The following is a 16095-nucleotide window of genomic DNA, read 5'->3' as shown; positions in this document are numbered from 1 at the left end:
CCGCTGGATCCGCCGCCGCCACTGCTGGACGACGACGAGGACTGCGAGGCGGTGTAGGCGCCGATCGAGGACGACAACGCCGACTCGAAGCTGTCGAAACTAGCACCACCGCCGCCGGCCGAATGCCAGGTGGTGCCCGGGGAGGAGTCATACCAGTCCGGATCGGGCGGCGGTTGGTTGGTCGCGGCCTGATACTTGCGTGCCCACAGCGCGGCGACCCCGCCGGCCACCGCGAACGGGATGTAGGCGGTGTAAAGGTCCTTGCGGGCGGCGAAGTCGAAGCGCGACTCGGCCGAGTCGGTGGACAGCATCCGGTAGAAACCGCCCGCCTGCGACCACAGTTCCCGGCCCGCCGGCGTGCGCCGGCTGCCGACCCCGTCGGTCCACGACCGGGCCGAGATGACGAAGAACACCGCGAACGGCAGACCCCACAGCGTGGCCGAGGCCCAGACGAAGGCGCAGACGGCCAGCACGAGCGCGAGGAAGTTGGCGAACCGCAGCCACAGCTCCTTCGAGCGCTTGACCATCAGCCCGCCGCCGAACGCCCACGTGCGGACCGCGGTGGCCATGTCGGCCTTGGCCTTGGTCAGCTTCTTCCCGGCCGTCACCGTGCCGTTGGCATCGAACGCCCGGCCGGCGCCCAGCACTCCCAGCGCCGAGCCGACATCCACACTGACCGGGTCGACGTCGGCCCACGCAGACTTCTCCGCGGTACCCCGGATGGTCCATTTCTTGTCGCTGACCTGATGCAGCGAGATCAGCTTGCGTTCGGCCAAGTAGAACAGCGTCGCGGTGAGCCCGTCGGCCGGCACCTTCTCGGTGCGGATGTACTCACACTGCACCGGTCCCAGGCCGGGTGGCGGCGCATACTGCAGCGGAAAGCCCGGCGCGGGTTCGATCGTGGTGCGCCACCACAGCCAGGCGCCGAAACCGGCCGCCACGGTGGCGCCGACCAGCCACAGCACCACCGGCACCGACCGGCCCAGGATCCGATCCCAGCGATACGTCCACGGCAGTTCGGCGCGCGGCGGCGTCGGCACGTCGACCCCGGCGCGCACCGTGACCGGCGTGCGCGGCTCGAGGTTGCTCGCCGACAGGTGGACGGTGTCGCCGCTGACGATCAGGTCGTCACAGGCCCGCCCGAGCCCGTAGCCGACCGAGCACTGGGCGCCGGTGACGCCGCCGGGCAGGGTGACCGCGATCTCGGCCCGTTCGATGGTGTTGTTCCACGCCGGGGCGATCACATTCCAGTAGAACGCCGTACGCGCCGACGGGTCACCGGTCGAGGACGCGAACGTCTTGTCGGCCCCGGTGTTGCCCGGGTCGAGCACCCCGTCGATGGTGTAGCGGATCCGGAAGACATGGGTGCCGTAGTCCAGGTACTGGTTCGGATCGCCGATCTTGGCCACCCGGAAGCGTTTTCCGGTCTGCCACTGCAGCGCGTACGGGATGGGGCGATCGTCCATCAGGATCTCGGTGATCCGCGGTTCCTGGCGCACGTGCGGGCTGTTGAGGTTGGCGACGTCCCAGTACCGGAAGATGCCGTGCCGCCCGCTGGGAAAGTCGCCGGTGATGATCTCGGTGGCGTCCATCCGGCCGTCGGCGCCGACCACGAACTCGGCGTGGTAGTCGGTGATCACCACCGGGTCCGACGGCGGGGCCCCCTGCGAGGTGCTGGTGAACAGCAACGGCCACAGCAGCCCGAGGGCGATGAGCGCCACGGTGATCGACAAGCCGATCAGCCGGCCGGTCCGTTTCATCTCGCCTCCCCGAACTTTTCGGGTTCACCCTATGTGCAGCGGGTCGATCTGTACCCGAACCGCCTCGTGGTCGTGGCGGGCGCTCTGGATGGCCGTGGCATGGCGCAGCGACGCGGCCAGCCCCAGCCCCTCGTCCCTGGGCACCCGCACCAGCATCCGGATCACCGGTTCGCCGGGGCGGGCCGCCGGCGGACGGCGGACCCCCGGCGGCAGGTCCACCGGCCCGAGCAGGTCGGCGTCCCCGGGCAGTTCGGCGTGCTCGAGGAATGCCGCCACCGCCTCCGAGCCGCCGTCGACAGCAGCCATGTGCACGCTGGGCGGCAGCCCGACCTCGGTGCGGGCCGCCAGTTCCGCTTCCGCGTGGCCGACCGGATCCCACTTGATCAGGGCCTGCACGGTCGGGATCGCCGATTCGGCGACCACCGCCACCACCCCACCGTCGGCGCGGGAACGCACCTGCGCGGCGGCGGCCATCCAGCGTCGCAGGGTGTCCTCGGCGGCGCGCAGGTCCTGGCGCCCCAGCAGCGCCCAGCTGTCCAGCAGCAGCGCCGCGCCGTAACCACCAGGCACGTGCGGCTCCGCCCCGGGAGTGGCGACCACGAGGGTCGGGCCGGGTTCGATCTCGGTGTGCACCGCGTCGCCGGCCGAGGTGATCACCGGCGTGCCCGGAAACGCCCGGCCCATCTCCTCGGCGGTGCGCCGCGCTCCGACCACCACCGCGCGGATCGCGTCCGAGCCGCACCGGCGGCAACGCAGCGCGGTGTCGATACGGCCGCACCAGCGGCAGACCGCGCCGGCCGCATCCCGCTCGGACAGCGACAGCGGACCCACGCAGTGCCGGCAGCGGGCGATCGTCCGGCAGCGCGCGCAGGCCACCGACGGCACGTAGCCGCGCCGCGGCACCTGGATCAGCACCGGAGCGTCCTGTTCGAGCGCACCGCGCGCGGCCCGCAACGCCAGTGACGGCAATCGGGCCGTGCGAGCGGCCGGGTCGCGTTCCTCGGCATACCCGGAGTCGTCCAGGGCGACCACCCGCGCGGCGGCCGCGCGTACCACCGGTCGAGGCGCGACCAGATCGTGCGCCCAGCCGCTGTGCACCAGCGCATGCGCCTCGGCGGTGCGGGCATAGCCGCCGATCACCGCCGCGCACCGCAGTTGGTGGGCGCGCAGCATCGCCACCTCGCGGGCGTGCGGGTAGGGCGCCCGCGGTTCGGCCAGGGTGTCGTCGCCGTCGTCCCAGACGATGACCAGGCCCAGCCGCTCGACCGGGGCGAACACCGCGCTGCGGGTGCCGATCACCAGCCGGGCGTGCCCGCGCAGCGCCGCCAGCCAGCGCCGGTAGCGCGCCGACGGGCCGAGCCCGGCGGACAGGGCGACCACGGCGGACGGGTCGATCCGCGCGGTGGCGGCCTGCCACAGCGCGTCGATGTCGCGCTGGTCGGGCACCACCGCCAGCACGCCGTATCCGCCGCCGACCGCGGCGGCGGCGGCTTCGGCGATGCGATCGCACCACTGCTCGCCGGGCAGGGCCTGCCAGACCGCGCGGGCGGCCCGGCCGTCCCGCAGTGCGGCCAGGAAGCCTTCCCCGCGCGAGTAGCGGGCCCAGCCGGCCGGGTCGACGGGGTCGATGACGGGCAGCAGCGGCGGGTCGGCCTGGGCTTTCTCGGCGCGGGCATGCCTGGGCGGAATGGCCAGTCGCAGCACGTCGGGTCGGGTGCCGGCGTAGCGGGCGGCGACCGCGTCGACCAGCCGGCGGACCTCGCCGGTGAGGACCGGTTCGGCCGAGATCACCCGGTCCAGCCAGCCCAGCTGGCCCACGTGGTCGGTGTCGGATCGCCGTTCCAGCAGAAAGGCGTCGACCAGCCGGCCGTGGAAGCGCACCCGCACCCGCACCCCGGGCTGGGCGTCATCGGACTGTTCGGCCGACACCAGATAGTCGAATTCCCGGTCCAGATGGGGCACCGAGAGCATCGGCAGCACCCGGGCGATGGGTTCGTGCTCGGCGGCGCGCCGGATCGGCATCGTCGAAGACTAGCGACGACCGGCGACGTTCTCCTCGCCCGTCCGGCCGAAGAAGAAGCCGGCGGTGATCAGGACCTGCGACGTGGCGTACACCCACCAGATCGGCACCTCGAGCGCCTGCGAGTCCAGGATGAACCGGCCGATGCCGATCATGCCGTCGGAGACCGCGAAGCACACCGCACCGAGCGCGGTCCACGGGGTGGGTAACCGGGCCACCAGCGCCGCGCACACCATGGCGCCCAGCACCGCCATGTAGACGGTGACCGGGACGGTCAGCCCGTCGGTCACCAGCCGCGGCCAGAACCACACCAGCAAACCCAGGCACGCGACGACCACCCCCGCCGAGGCGACCAGGCGGGCCGGAGTGGGCCCGCGCAGCGGCAGCAGCGCGCCCAGGTAGCACAGATGGGCCACCAGAAACGAGCCAAGCCCGAGCACGAACGACGGCTGCCACCACGGCATCGCCAGGAAGAAGTCGCCGCCGGCGGAGAACAGCAGCGCGGCCACCAGCCAGCGCCGCTCCCGCACCACCGGATGCCACCGAGCGGCCACCGCCAGCAGCACCGCCATCAGCGCCTTGACCGCCGGCTGGCCCCAGAACAGGCCGGTGAGTTCGGCGTTCTCCGGCAGCCGCAGCGCGGCGACCGCCAGGAAGACGCCGTAGCCGATCGCCGCGGCGGCACCGGCCAGCCACCAGGTTGTCGGGGTGCGTAAGTACGGTGGGCTGATGCCCAACGTGGACCGTGCGCCGGTGGATGCCATTCTGCAGAAGGTACTGGAAGCGGTGCCGTTCCAATTGACCCTGGACGGCGGAATCGACGAGGCCCGGCGCCGGCTGCGGGACCTGCCGCGCCGCCCGGTGCACCCCGACCTGCGGGTGGAGAACCACCACATCGACGGTCCTGCCGGCCCGATCCCGGTCCGGGTGTACTGGCCGGACGATCTGAATAATCCGCCGGTCACGATGTATTTCCACGGCGGGGGCTTCGCCGTCGGCGATCTGGACACCCACGACGCCACGGCCCGCCAGCACGCGGTCGCGGGCGGCTGCGTGGTGGTCTCGGTCGACTACCGGCTGGCCCCCGAGCACCCCTATCCGGCGGCGGTGGACGACGTGTGGGCCGCCACCCGGTGGGTGGCCGAGAACGCCGACCGGTTCGGCGCGGACGGTTCGCGGCTCGCGGTCGCCGGCGACTCGGCCGGCGGCACCCTCTCGGCTGTGGTGGCCCAGCTGGCCCGCGACAACGACGGCCCGGCGATCGCGTTCCAGCTGCTCTGGTACCCGTCGACGATGTGGGACAGCTCGCTGCCGTCGATCACCGAGAACGCGAACGCGCCGGTGCTCGACAATGCGGCCATCGACGCCTTCAGCCGCTGGTACGCCGGGGATGTCGACCTGACCGATCCGCCGCCGGGTCTGGCCCCGGGGCGGGCCGCCGACCTGAGTGGTCTGCCGCCGGCGTATGTCGCGGTGGCCGGTCACGACCCGTTGCGCGACGACGGCGCCCGCTACGCGGAGCTGCTGGCGGCCGCCGGTGTAACGGTGGAGCTGCATCTGGCCGACACACTGGTGCATGGCTACCTCGGTTACGCCGGGGTCGTTCCGGCCGCCACCGAGGCGACCGATCGTGGTTTGGCCGCTCTGCGCGCAGCGTTGCATGCGTGAGCGGCTGGAAAAGCGGTGCTAGCAGCAAACCTTGTCGGGACCGTCCGGACAGGCCACAATGGCAACAGAATTCACACCGTGGAGGGATCTACCCCATGAACATTGCTGAAGCCGCCGGAACCCGGCGAACACTCGGCATCTGTCTCGGCACGATCGCCGCAGGCCTGGCGTCGGCCGTGATCGCCGCCCCGGCCGCGGTCGCCGCCCCCGACTGCAGCCAAGGCAACATCGACTCGACCGTGTCGACCGCACAGGGCCAGCTCCAGAGCTACCTGGCCGGACATCCGGCCGGCCAGAAGATGCTGATGACCGCCGCGCTGCAACCGCGTGCGCAGGCCTCGGCCACCCTGTCGGCCTACGCGCAGGCCAACCCGCAGGAGTACCAGGAGTTCACCGCGATCCTGGCTCCGCTGGGCACGCTGCAGAAGCAGTGCGGCGTCCAGGTCATCCCGCCCCAGTACCAGTGGGCGTTCGACCAGTTCGTCGGCTAACGCCGCAGCATCTCCGGTCCACCAGTGCAGCCCGGCCGTCCTGACTTCCCGTCGACGGCCGGGCTGACTCGTTGACGCCGGCACAGCGGGGCCGCCGGGTTCTGGAGTGGCTGACCCAGCAGAGCGCCCAGACTTCCGGGACCCCGGAGTACGGTTCGTGGCTGCTGGGCCGCGTCTCCGAAAGCCAGCGGCGGCGACGCGTGCGGATCCAGATCATCCTCACGGTGTTCGTCGTGGTCGCCAACCTGATCGGCGTCGTCGTCGCGATGTCGGTGATCACCGTCGCGATACCGGTGCCCAACATCTTCGCCGGCCGCGCACACCCCATCACCACCGTGATCGCCCCGGCCTACGTCGCGGTCGCGGTGATCATCGGGTGGATCTGGGCCACCCGTCGGCTGCTCGACGCCCTGCGCTGGTCGATCGAGGGACGCCCGCCATCGCCACGCGACCAGCGCAACACCTTCCGCGCCCCGTGGCGGCTGACCGTCATCCCGTTGGTGCTCTGGGGCGTCGGCGCGGCCCTACTGACCACGCTGTACGGGCTCGTCGACACCGGCTACATCCCCAAGATGCTGTTCGGGATCACGTTCAGCGGGATCGTCGTGTCGGCCAGCTGCTACTTCTTCACCGAGTTCGCATTGCGCCCGGTGGCGGCGCAGGCACTCGAGATCGGCACGCCGACGCAGCACGGCGGACCTGGGGTGCTGGGCCGCACGATCATGGCCTGGGTGCTCGGTTCCTGTGTGCCGGTGATCGGGATCGCGCTGGCGGGAGCTTTCACGCTGACGCTGCGCAACATGACCGTGACTCAGCTCGCGGTCGCCGTGCTGCTGTTGGCCGCCGCGGCGGCGATATTCGGTTTCATCCTGATCCTGATCGCCTCCTGGCTGATCGCCACACCCGTTCAAGTCGTGCGCTCGGCGATGCAGCGTGTCGAAGACGGCGATCTGGACGCCCACGTGGTCGTGTTCGACGGCACCGAACTCGGCGAGCTGCAACGCGGCTTCAACGCGATGGTCGAGGGCCTGCGCGAACGCGATCGGGTCCGTGATCTCTTCGGCCGCCATGTCGGCCGTGACGTCGCCCTGGCCGCCGAGCAACGCAACGTCAACCTCGGTGGCGAAGAGTGCCGTGCCGCAGTGATATTCGTCGACATCGTGGGCTCGACACAGGTCGTCGGCAGTCGTCCCCCGGTGGAGGTCGTGGAGCTGCTCAACCGGTTCTTCGCCGTCGTGGTCGACGAAGTCGAACGCTACGAAGGGCTGGTCAACAAGTTCGAAGGCGATGGCGCACTGGCGGTCTTCGGCGCACCGGTGGCCCAGGAGCAGCCCGAATCCAACGCACTGGCCGCCGCGCGTGCACTCGCCGCGCGACTGCGCGACGACGTGCCCGAGATCGCGGTGGGCATCGGGGTGGCGGCGGGCACCGTCGTGGCCGGCAACATCGGCTCTCATCGTCGCTTCGAGTACACCGTCATCGGCGACCCCGTCCACGAGGCCGCCCGGCTGTGCGAGCTGGCCAAGAAGACCGATGCCACGGTGCTGGCGTCGGCTACCGCCGTGGCGGCCGCCGACCGTGGCGAACAACGGCACTGGACGACGCGGGACGAGGTGGTCCTGAGGGGTCGCAACACCCCCACCCGGCTGGCGTACCCCGTGGAATGATCTCGGCGCCGGACCGCTTATTCACTCCTGACAGTCCCATCGAACATGGAGGAACCCGATGACCGCTCCGCTGGCCGGCCGACGTGCACTGGTGACAGGCGGCTCCCGAGGAATCGGCGCCGCGATCGTGCGGCGGCTGGTCGCCGACGGTGCCGCCGTGGCGTTCACCTACCAGTCGTCGGCGCAGGCGGCCGACGCGCTGGCCGCGGAGCTGGTCGCGGCAGGCGGGTCGTCGGTGGCCATCGCGGCCGACAGCGCCGACGCGGCCGCCATCAACGCGGCGGTCGACCAGACCGTGGCGGACCTGGGCGGTCTCGACATCTTGGTCAACAATGCCGGCATCGCCCTCGCCGGGCCCATCGAGACGTTTTCGCTGGACGACTTCGACCGGCTCGTCGCCGTCAACGTGCGCGGGGTGTTCGCCGCGATCCAGCGGGCGGTCCCGCATCTGGGCGAGGGCGGCCGCATCATCACGATCGGCAGCGTCAACGCCGACCGGGTCCCGATGAACGGCCTGTCGGTGTATGCGTTGAGCAAGGCGGCCGTCGCCGGCCTCACCCGCGGTCTGGTCCGCGAACTCGGCCCCCGCGGTGTCACGATCAACACGATCCAGCCAGGGCCGGTGGCCACCGATATGAACCCGGAGGTGGGCGGGTTCTCCGATCAGGTGCGCCCGTTCATCGCCGTCGGCCGTTACGGTCAGCCACGCGACATCGCCAGTGCGGTGGCCTACCTGGCCTCCCCCGAGGCGGGTTACGTCACCGGCGTCACCTGGAACGTCGACGGCGGTTTCGTCATCTAGGACTTCTCGCCCAAGCCGACGTTTCGCCGGGAAAGTTCGAGAACATCCCGGCAAAACGTCGATCTCGGCGCAGAACTAGACGGAGTTCTTCAGGTCGTCGACCTTGTCGAGGCGCTCCCACGGCAGGTCGACGTCGCTGCGACCGAAGTGGCCGTAGGCGGCGGTCGGCGCGTAGATGGGCCGCAGCAGGTCCAGGTCACGGACGATCGCACCGGGCCGCAGGTCGAACACCGCGGTGATGGCCTTCTCGATCCGGGCCGGGTCGACCGTCTCGCTACCGAAGGTCTCCACGAACAGGCCGACCGGGGCAGCCTTGCCGATGGCGTAGGCCACCTGCACCTCGACCCGCTCGGCCAGGCCGGCGGCGACGACGTTCTTGGCCACCCAGCGCATCGCATACGCGGCCGAGCGGTCCACCTTCGACGGATCCTTGCCGGAGAACGCGCCGCCGCCGTGGCGGGCCCAGCCACCGTAGGTGTCGACGATGATCTTGCGGCCGGTCAGGCCGGCGTCACCCATCGGGCCGCCGACGACGAACGTGCCGGTCGGGTTGACCAGGAGCCGGAAATCCGAAGTGTCCATCGTGTCGTGGTTCAGATCGGCCAGCACGGTGTTGACGACCTTTTCCCGGATGTCGGGAGCCAGGGTGGCCTCCAGGTCGATCCCCGCGGCGTGCTGGGTGGACAGCACCACGGTGTCCAGCCGAACCGGGGTGGTCCCGTCGTACTGCACGGTCACCTGGGTCTTGCCGTCCGGGCGCAGGTAGTCGAGCACACCGCTCTTGCGCACGTCGGTCAGGCGGCGGGCCAGCCGGTGCGCCAGCGCGATCGGCAGCGGCATCAGCTCGGGGGTGTCTTTGATGGCGTAGCCGAACATCAGGCCCTGGTCGCCGGCGCCCTGCACGTCCAGCGGGTCACCGGCGCCCTCGACGCGAGTCTCGTGCGCGGTGTCCACTCCCTGGGCGATGTCGGGCGACTGCCGGCCGATGCCGATGTTCACCCCGCAGGTCTCGCCGTCGAAGCCCTTCTCGGAGGAGTCGTAGCCGATCTCCAGGATCCGCTCGCGCACCGTGGCGTTGATGTCGGCGAACGCTTCCTTGGCCGTCGTGGTCACCTCGCCGATCACGTGGACCTGGCCGGTGGTGACAGCGGTTTCCACCGCGACGCGCGACTTCGGGTCCGCGGCCAGCAGCGAGTCCAGGATCGAATCGCTGATGGCGTCACAGATCTTGTCGGGATGGCCTTCGGTCACCGACTCACTGGTAAACAGCCGACCTGCGCTCACAGTGTCTTTCCCTTCCAAAGATTAGTTTGGCGAATCTTATCCTCGCCCCTGACTGACCAAAGCGGGACGGTAGTTCCCCCGCAACCCTTCCGCGCAGCTTTCCGGTAATCCCCGACCCGTCAGGCCTCGCGCCGCAGGACTGTGGCGATCGCGTCCACGATACGGCTTGCCATCAGGGTCTTCGACCCGTGTTCCAGTGCGGTCTCAGTGCCGTCGGCGTTCAACAACCACCCGTCGTTGCTGTCCACCTCGAACGCACGGCCCTCCCCCACGGCGTTGACCACCAGTAGATCGCATCCCTTGCGGGCCAGCTTGGCTCGGGCGTGGAACAGCACATCGCCCTCTTTGTCACCGGTCTCGGCGGCGAAACCGACGATGGCCCGCATGTTGGGCAGCTGACCGTCGGCACGCTGGCGGACCGCCCCGGCCAGCACGTCGTCGGTGCGCACCAGCTCGATGGCCGGCGCGTCCACCACACCCGGTTTCTTCTTGATCTTGTCGGCAGCCACGTGGGCGGGCCGGAAATCCGCGACGGCGGCGGCCATCACAAGCACATGGGCGTCGGGCGCGTGCTTGGTGACCGCCTCGTGCAGCTGCGCGGCGGAGGTGATGTGCAGGACGTGCACCCCGGCGGGGTCGGCGAGCCCGGCGGTGTTGCCGGCGATGAGCGTGACGTCGGCGCCCCGCTGGGCGGCCACCCGGGCGACCGCATAGCCCTGCTTGCCGGAACTCCGGTTGCCGATGAACCGGACCGGGTCGATCGCCTCCCGGGTGCCGCCGGCGCTGACCAGCAGCTTGATCCCGCGCAGGTCGTAGGGCATGGCGTCGGAACGGGCCAGCAACAGCTCGGCGAAGGTGGTGATCTCCTCGGGCTCGGGCAGCCGTCCCGGGCCGGTGTCGGCGCCGGTGAGCCGCCCGGAGGCGGGTTCGAGGACGACCGCACCGCGGTCGCGCAGCGTCGCCACGTTGTCCCTGGTGGCCGGGTGCAACCACATCTCGGTGTGCATGGCCGGGGCGAACAGCACCGGGCAGCGGGCGGTCAGCAGCGTGGCGGTCAGCAGATCGTCGGCCCGGCCGGCGACGGCACGGGCCAACAGGTCGGCGGTGGCCGGGGCGACGACGACGAGGTCGGCCTCCTGGCCGAGCCGGACGTGCGGCACCTCGTCGACGTCGGTGAAGACGTCGGAGCGGACCGGATGCCCGGACAGCGCCTCGAAGGTGGCAGCGCCGACGAACCTCAATGCCGACTCGGTCGGCACGACGCGGACGTCATGTCCGGCCTCGCTGAGCTGGCGAACCACGGAGCACGCCTTGTAGGCGGCGATGCCTCCGGCGACGCCGACGATGATCCGCTTGCGGTTCATCAACTGCCCGGGCCTGCTGGTGTTACTCGCCTTCGGTGTGTTCGAGCAGGTCGCCGTGGATCTCGCGGAGCGCGATCGACAGCGGCTTCTCCTGCAGGCCGGGCTCGACGAGCGGGCCGACGTATTCGAGGATGCCGTCGCCGAGCTGGTTGTAGTAGTCGTTGATCTGGCGGGCGCGCTTGGCCGCGTAGATCACCAGGGCGTACTTGCTCGACACCCGGTCCAGCAACTCGTCGATGGGCGGGTTGGTGATGCCCAGAGGGGTGTCGTAGGCGGTTGCGGCACCCGGGGCCGGATCGTAGTGATCCGTGCTGGCTTGCGTCACGTAGAGCTTCTTCCTGGCGGATTGTGCGAATTGTGCAGAGTGAGATTTCGGAAGCTTCGGGGCATCAATCTCGTGTGCCCACCAGCAAGGATACCAATTCGGCGCAGGCCGAATCCAATTGACTGTTCACCACGACGACGTCGAACCGCCCCTGAGCGGCCAACTCGGCGCGCGCGGTGTCCAGGCGGCGGGCCATCACCTCGGGGGTTTCGGTGCCCCGGCCGACCAACCGCTGCTCGAGCGTCTCCCAGCTGGGCGGTGCCAGAAACACCGTCAGCGCCTCGGGCATTGCCCGTTTGACCGCCTCGGCGCCGGCCAGGTCGACCTCGATGAGGACCGGATGACCAGCTGCCGCAGCCTCGGCCACCGGCGCCGCCAGCGTTCCGGAGCGGTGCAGACCACCGTGGATCTCCGCCCATTCGAGCAGGTCACCGTCGTCGATCAAGTGCTGGAACCGCTCGGGCGTAACGAAGTGGTAGTCGACGCCGTCCACCTCACCCGGGCGCGGGGCCCGGGTGGTTGCCGACACACTGAACTGCAGGTCGGGCACCTGCTCACGCAGGCGGCGGACGACTGTCGACTTCCCTACCGCGGATGGCCCGGACAACACCATCACTCGGCCTCTGCCGCGATGGTCGGGCATCGTGATGCCCGCGTTGTCCGGCCCTCCGCCGGCGTCCACCGACCTGCCTAGGCGGTGAAGTCGAACTTTTCCAGCAATGCCTTGCGCTGCCGGTCGCCGAGGCCGCGCAGGCGGCGCGTCGGGGCGATCTCCAGCTCGGTCATGATTTCCTGCGCCTTGACCTTGCCCACCTTGGGCAGGGCCTCCAGCAGCGCGGAAACCTTCATCTTGCCGAGGACCTCGTCGGTCTCAGCGTCCTTGAGCACCTGCTTGAGGTTGGTGCCACCACGCTTGAGCCGATCCTTGAGCTCAGCTCGTGCGCGACGCGCGGCGGCAGCCTTCTCCAACGCGGCTGCGCGCTGCTCGTCGGTCAACTGGGGAAGGGCCACGGGTTCCTCCGTCTCATCACCATCATTGTTTTGCCTGGGCCGGGTACTTCAGCCAGCGACAGCGACCGTACCCACGCTCTCTGACGAAATCTAACCCCACCCCCTGCTTACCGGTGCAAACCCGCAGGATATGGCCCAAGATCACGTTGTCCGGACAGCTGTCGGGACAACATTCCGACCCGCTCGGCCGGCCGCTCTCGACACCGAAGTCCGGCCGCGAAATGCCGCCCTACCAGCAACTTCGGCCATCCACCCTGGCCGGCGGGCCACGGGTCGGCGCGGGGCAAGGGCGATCCGAGCCGAAATTTCACCTCACAGGCAGGTCGCGGCGTGTCGGGCGTGTCGAATCGGCTCCCGCCGCGCACTTAGTGCACGCACAGCCGCGCGACAGATCTTGCATAGCCGAGCTACCTAACGTGGCGGGTGTCGGGGTTGTCCAGTGACAGATTCGAACCTCGAAGGGACCTGCCATGTCCATCACAGCGTCGCCCCACCTCACCCGCCGGATCGCCGGCCGGATCCTCCCGACGGCCGCCGGTATCGCGATCGCGGCCCTGACGCTCGGCGCGGCACCGGCCGTCGCCGACCCCGGCCCGGGCGGTCCCGGCGGCCCCTGCGGTTTCCAGGACTGCCAGGGGCCCGGTCAGCGCGGTCCTGACGGTCCCCCACCCGACCGCGGCGGCCCCGGCCCGGCCGACTGGCGCGGCGGCCCCGGTGGCGGGCCTGGCGGCCCGCAATGGCGCGGTGACGACGGCGACCGCCGCTGGCGCGGGATCGACCAGGGCCGGTTCGACCACCAACCGTTCAACTACGGCGGCAACTGGGTCACCCCGGTGTTCGACCCCGGCTTCCGGGCGTGGGGTTTCTGGCTGTTCGGGGTGTGGATCCCGCTGTGACGCGCCCGGATCGCGCCGCGGGTGGGGTATCTGCGGCGCGATCCGTGGCGGAGGGCTAGAGTACTTGCGGGGCGCTACAGGACTTGATGTTGGGAGACATCGTGGTTTCTGAGGCACCCGAGGCTGCCGTTTTGCGGGCGACGCGCCCCTATCCCGACCGAGTCGGGCCCAAGGGCAATCTGATCTACAAGATCATCACGACGACCGATCACAAGCTGATCGGCATCATGTACGTGATCGCCTGCTTCATCTTCTTCGCGATCGCCGGGCTGATGGCGCTGTTCATCCGCGCCGAGCTGGCTCTGCCCGGCCTGCAATTCCTGTCCAACGAGCAGTACAACCAGCTGTTCACCATGCACGGCACGGCGATGCTGCTGTTCTACGCGACGCCGATCGTGTTCGGGTTCGCCAACCTGGTGCTGCCGCTGCAGATCGGCGCGCCCGACGTGGCCTTCCCCCGGCTCAACGCATTGTCGTTCTGGCTGTTCGTGTTTGGTGCGCTGATCGCGCTCGGCGGGTTCATCACCCCTGGTGGCGCAGCCGATTTCGGCTGGACCGTCTACGTCCCGCTGTCCGACGCGGTGCACAGCCCCGGCGCGGGTGCCGACCTGTGGATCCTGGGTGTCGCGGTCGGTGGTCTGGGCACCATCCTCGGCGGCGTCAACATGATCACCACGGTGGTCTGCATGCGTGCTCCCGGCATGACCATGTTCCGGATGCCGATCTTCACCTGGAACATCTTCGTGACGTCGATCCTGGTGCTGATGATCTTCCCGCTGCTGACCGCGGCGGCCTTCGGGCTGGCCGCCGACCGCCGTCTCGGGGCGCACATCTACGACCCGGCCAACGGCGGGATCATGTTGTTCCAGCACCTGTTCTGGTACTTCGGCCACCCCGAGGTGTACGTGCTGGCGCTGCCGTTCTTCGGGATCGTCTCGGAGATCTTCCCGGTGTTCTCCCGCAAGCCGATCTTCGGCTACACCACCTTGATCTACGCCACGATCAGCATCGCGGCGCTGTCGGTGGCGGTGTGGGCGCACCACATGTACGTCACCGGTGCGGTGCTGCTGCCGTTCTTCAGCTTCATGACGTTCCTGATCGCGGTGCCCACCGGGATCAAGTTCTTCAACTGGCTGGGCACGATGTGGAAGGGGCAGTTGACGTTCGAGATGCCGATGCTGTTCTCCATCGGCTTCCTGGTGACCTTCCTGGCCGGCGGTCTGTCGGGTGTGCTGCTGGCCAGCCCACCGCTCGACTTCCACGTCAGCGACACGTATTTCGTGATCGCGCACTTCCACTACGTGCTGTTCGGCGTGATCGTGTTCGCCACCTACGCCGGAATCTACTTCTGGTTCCCCAAGATGACCGGCAGGATGCTCGACGAGCGGCTGGGCAAGTTGCACTTCTGGCTGACGTTCATCGGTTTCCACTTGACCTTCCTGGTGCAGCACTGGCTCGGTAACGCCGGCATGCCGCGTCGCTACGCCGACTACCTGCCCACCGACGGGTTCACCACGCTGAACATCATCTCCACCGTCGGCGCGTTCATCCTCGGCATCTCGATGCTGCCGTTCCTGTGGAACGTGTTCCGCAGCTGGCGCTACGGCGAGGTCGTCACCGTGGACGACCCGTGGGGCCATGGCAATTCGCTGGAATGGGCCACCTCGTGCCCGCCGCCGCGGCACAACTTCACCGAGCTGCCGACCATCCGCTCCGAGCGACCGGCCTTCGAGCTGCACTACCCGCACATGGTGGAGCGGATGCGGGCCGAGGCCCACGTCGGTGGCTCACGGCACCGGCACGAGGCCCAGAAGGCCGACGCCTAAGCACCTACGCCAGATAGGCGACGGCGTCGCGCAGCTTCTCCCCTGCCGCCCGGACCGCGGCGACACCCGGTCCGGCGCGCAGGACCTCGCGCGACACCGCGGGCAAGAGCTGACCGGGGCGGGCGCCACCGAGACCACCGAGCGACTCGGGACGGCCGCCTTGGGCACCGACTCCGGGGACCAGCACCGGCCCGCCGAGCCCGCTGAGGTCGGGCACCGTGTCCAGGGTGGCGCCGACGACGACGCCGACCGAGCCCGGCTGCGGGGTTGCGGCCCGGTTCACCGCGGCGGCGTCGTCGACGATCGACTGCGCGACCGTGCGCTCGCCGGCGACCGCCCGCTGCACCGAGGCGCCTTCGGGGTTGGATGTGGCGGCCAGCACGAACACTCCCCGCCCGTTGGCGGCGGCCAGGTCCAGAAGCGGTCGCAGCGAACCGAATCCGAGATAGGGCGACGCGGTGACGGCGTCGGCACTCAGCGGTCCGTCACCAGCCCAGGCCTGTGCATAGGCGGCCATCGTGGAGCCGATGTCGCCGCGCTTGGCGTCGGCGAGCACCAGCACCCCGGCCTCGCGCAGCGCAACCATCGTCTGCTCCAGGACGGCGAATCCCGCTGAGCCGTAAGCCTCGAAGAACGCCACCTGCGGCTTGACGATGGCGAAGCCGGCGTAGGCCTGTACGCAGATCTCGCAGAAGCGGGCCACGCCGTCGGCGCTGACCGGCAGGTCCCAGGCAGCCAGCAGCTCCGGGTGCGGGTCGATCCCAAGGCACAGCGGACCGCGCTCGGCGATCGCGGTGGCCAGCCGGGCACCGAACCCGCGCTCAGTCATGGCTCAGGGCGGCGTGCAGTTCCTGCAGTGAGCGCACGTCGATGTCGCCGCGGATGCCGGCCTCGATCCCCTGCACGGCCGCCGAGGCTCCCTGCACGGTGGTGATGCACGGGACGTTCATCGACACGGCCGCGGAGCGGATCTCGTAGCCG

The 16095-nt window shown here is 69.9% G+C and carries 16 protein-coding genes; 6 read left to right on the top strand and 10 right to left on the bottom strand.

What is annotated here, in order from left to right; genetic code table 11:
• The 3 genes from MSZK_RS25655 to MSZK_RS25645 all read right to left on the bottom strand — a co-directional run.
• Positions 1–1760, bottom strand: a 1760-nt coding sequence (locus MSZK_RS25655; RefSeq protein WP_099251501.1) for a DUF2207 domain-containing protein, incomplete at its 3' end; no start/stop codon positions are given.
• Between the two features lie 24 nt (positions 1761–1784).
• Positions 1785–3782 carry a primosomal protein N' gene (locus MSZK_RS25650; RefSeq protein ID WP_099251351.1) on the bottom strand — a complete coding sequence of 666 codons (1998 nt, stop codon included), beginning with the start codon at positions 3780–3782 and terminating at the stop codon, positions 1785–1787.
• A gap of 9 nt (positions 3783–3791) precedes the next feature.
• Positions 3792–4544, bottom strand: a complete 753-nt coding sequence (locus MSZK_RS25645) for a lysoplasmalogenase (RefSeq protein WP_099251350.1) — start codon at positions 4542–4544, stop codon at positions 3792–3794.
• Here MSZK_RS25645 and MSZK_RS25640 point away from each other — a divergent pair.
• The 4 genes from MSZK_RS25640 to MSZK_RS25625 all read left to right on the top strand — a co-directional run bounded on the left by MSZK_RS25640 (position 4510) and on the right by MSZK_RS25625 (position 8408).
• Positions 4510–5448 carry an alpha/beta hydrolase gene (locus MSZK_RS25640; RefSeq protein WP_099251349.1) on the top strand — a complete coding sequence of 313 codons (939 nt, stop codon included), beginning with the start codon at positions 4510–4512 and terminating at the stop codon, positions 5446–5448. The two genes, MSZK_RS25645 and MSZK_RS25640, sit on opposite strands and share 35 nt — an antisense overlap.
• 95 nt (positions 5449–5543) lie before the next feature.
• Positions 5544–5939, top strand: a complete 396-nt coding sequence (locus tag MSZK_RS25635) for a hemophore-related protein (protein ID WP_099251348.1) — start codon at positions 5544–5546, stop codon at positions 5937–5939.
• 71 nt (positions 5940–6010) lie between these two features.
• Positions 6011–7606: an adenylate/guanylate cyclase domain-containing protein gene (locus MSZK_RS25630; RefSeq protein WP_099251347.1), complete on the top strand. Its 1596-nt coding sequence runs from the start codon at positions 6011–6013 to the stop codon at positions 7604–7606.
• A gap of 58 nt (positions 7607–7664) precedes the next feature.
• Entirely contained in the window at positions 7665–8408 is a 744-nt protein-coding gene (locus MSZK_RS25625; protein ID WP_099251346.1) for an SDR family oxidoreductase, read from the top strand.
• 75 nt (positions 8409–8483) lie between these two features.
• On the opposite strand, the gene metK is transcribed toward MSZK_RS25625, so the two are convergent.
• From metK to mihF, 5 genes are all read right to left on the bottom strand, one after another.
• On the bottom strand, positions 8484–9692 hold the full coding sequence (gene metK / locus MSZK_RS25620) for a methionine adenosyltransferase (protein ID WP_099251345.1): 1209 nt from the start codon (positions 9690–9692) through the stop codon (positions 8484–8486).
• A 119-nt stretch (positions 9693–9811) separates the two neighbouring features.
• Complete coding sequence (gene coaBC, locus MSZK_RS25615; protein WP_371411391.1) at positions 9812–11056, bottom strand: bifunctional phosphopantothenoylcysteine decarboxylase/phosphopantothenate--cysteine ligase CoaBC; 1245 nt, start codon at positions 11054–11056, stop codon at positions 9812–9814.
• Between the two features lie 22 nt (positions 11057–11078).
• On the bottom strand, positions 11079–11381 hold the full coding sequence (gene rpoZ, locus MSZK_RS25610; RefSeq protein ID WP_005146197.1) for a DNA-directed RNA polymerase subunit omega: 303 nt from the start codon (positions 11379–11381) through the stop codon (positions 11079–11081).
• A gap of 64 nt (positions 11382–11445) precedes the next feature.
• A complete protein-coding gene (gene gmk / locus MSZK_RS25605) occupies positions 11446–12063 on the bottom strand; it encodes a guanylate kinase (protein ID WP_371411390.1) in 618 nt (205 codons plus the stop codon).
• A gap of 8 nt (positions 12064–12071) precedes the next feature.
• Positions 12072–12392 (bottom strand): integration host factor, actinobacterial type, encoded by a 321-nt coding sequence (mihF, locus tag MSZK_RS25600; RefSeq protein ID WP_005146193.1) that lies wholly within the window; start codon positions 12390–12392, stop codon positions 12072–12074.
• Positions 12393–12862: 470 nt separating this feature from the next.
• Between mihF and MSZK_RS25595 the strand changes: the two genes are divergently transcribed.
• Positions 12863–13288: a hypothetical protein gene (locus MSZK_RS25595; RefSeq protein WP_099251343.1), complete on the top strand. Its 426-nt coding sequence runs from the start codon at positions 12863–12865 to the stop codon at positions 13286–13288.
• A 101-nt stretch (positions 13289–13389) separates the two neighbouring features.
• Positions 13390–15114, top strand: coding sequence for a cytochrome c oxidase subunit I (gene ctaD / locus MSZK_RS25590; protein WP_099251342.1), 1725 nt, complete (start codon positions 13390–13392; stop codon positions 15112–15114).
• 4 nt (positions 15115–15118) lie between these two features.
• Here ctaD and pyrF read toward each other — a convergent pair whose 3' ends face one another.
• Positions 15119–15943, bottom strand: coding sequence for an orotidine-5'-phosphate decarboxylase (gene pyrF, locus MSZK_RS25585; protein WP_099251341.1), 825 nt, complete (start codon positions 15941–15943; stop codon positions 15119–15121).
• The coding region (locus MSZK_RS33630) for a hypothetical protein (RefSeq protein WP_158230644.1) at positions 15936–16095 on the bottom strand (160 nt) is incomplete at its 5' end. The genes pyrF and MSZK_RS33630, both read right to left, overlap by 8 nt.

This window comes from Mycobacterium sp. shizuoka-1 (assembly GCF_002723835.1).
Taxonomy (GTDB): domain Bacteria; phylum Actinomycetota; class Actinomycetes; order Mycobacteriales; family Mycobacteriaceae; genus Mycobacterium.
Note: the sequence above shows the minus strand (reverse complement) of the source record. Positions and strands in the feature narration are given on the sequence as shown.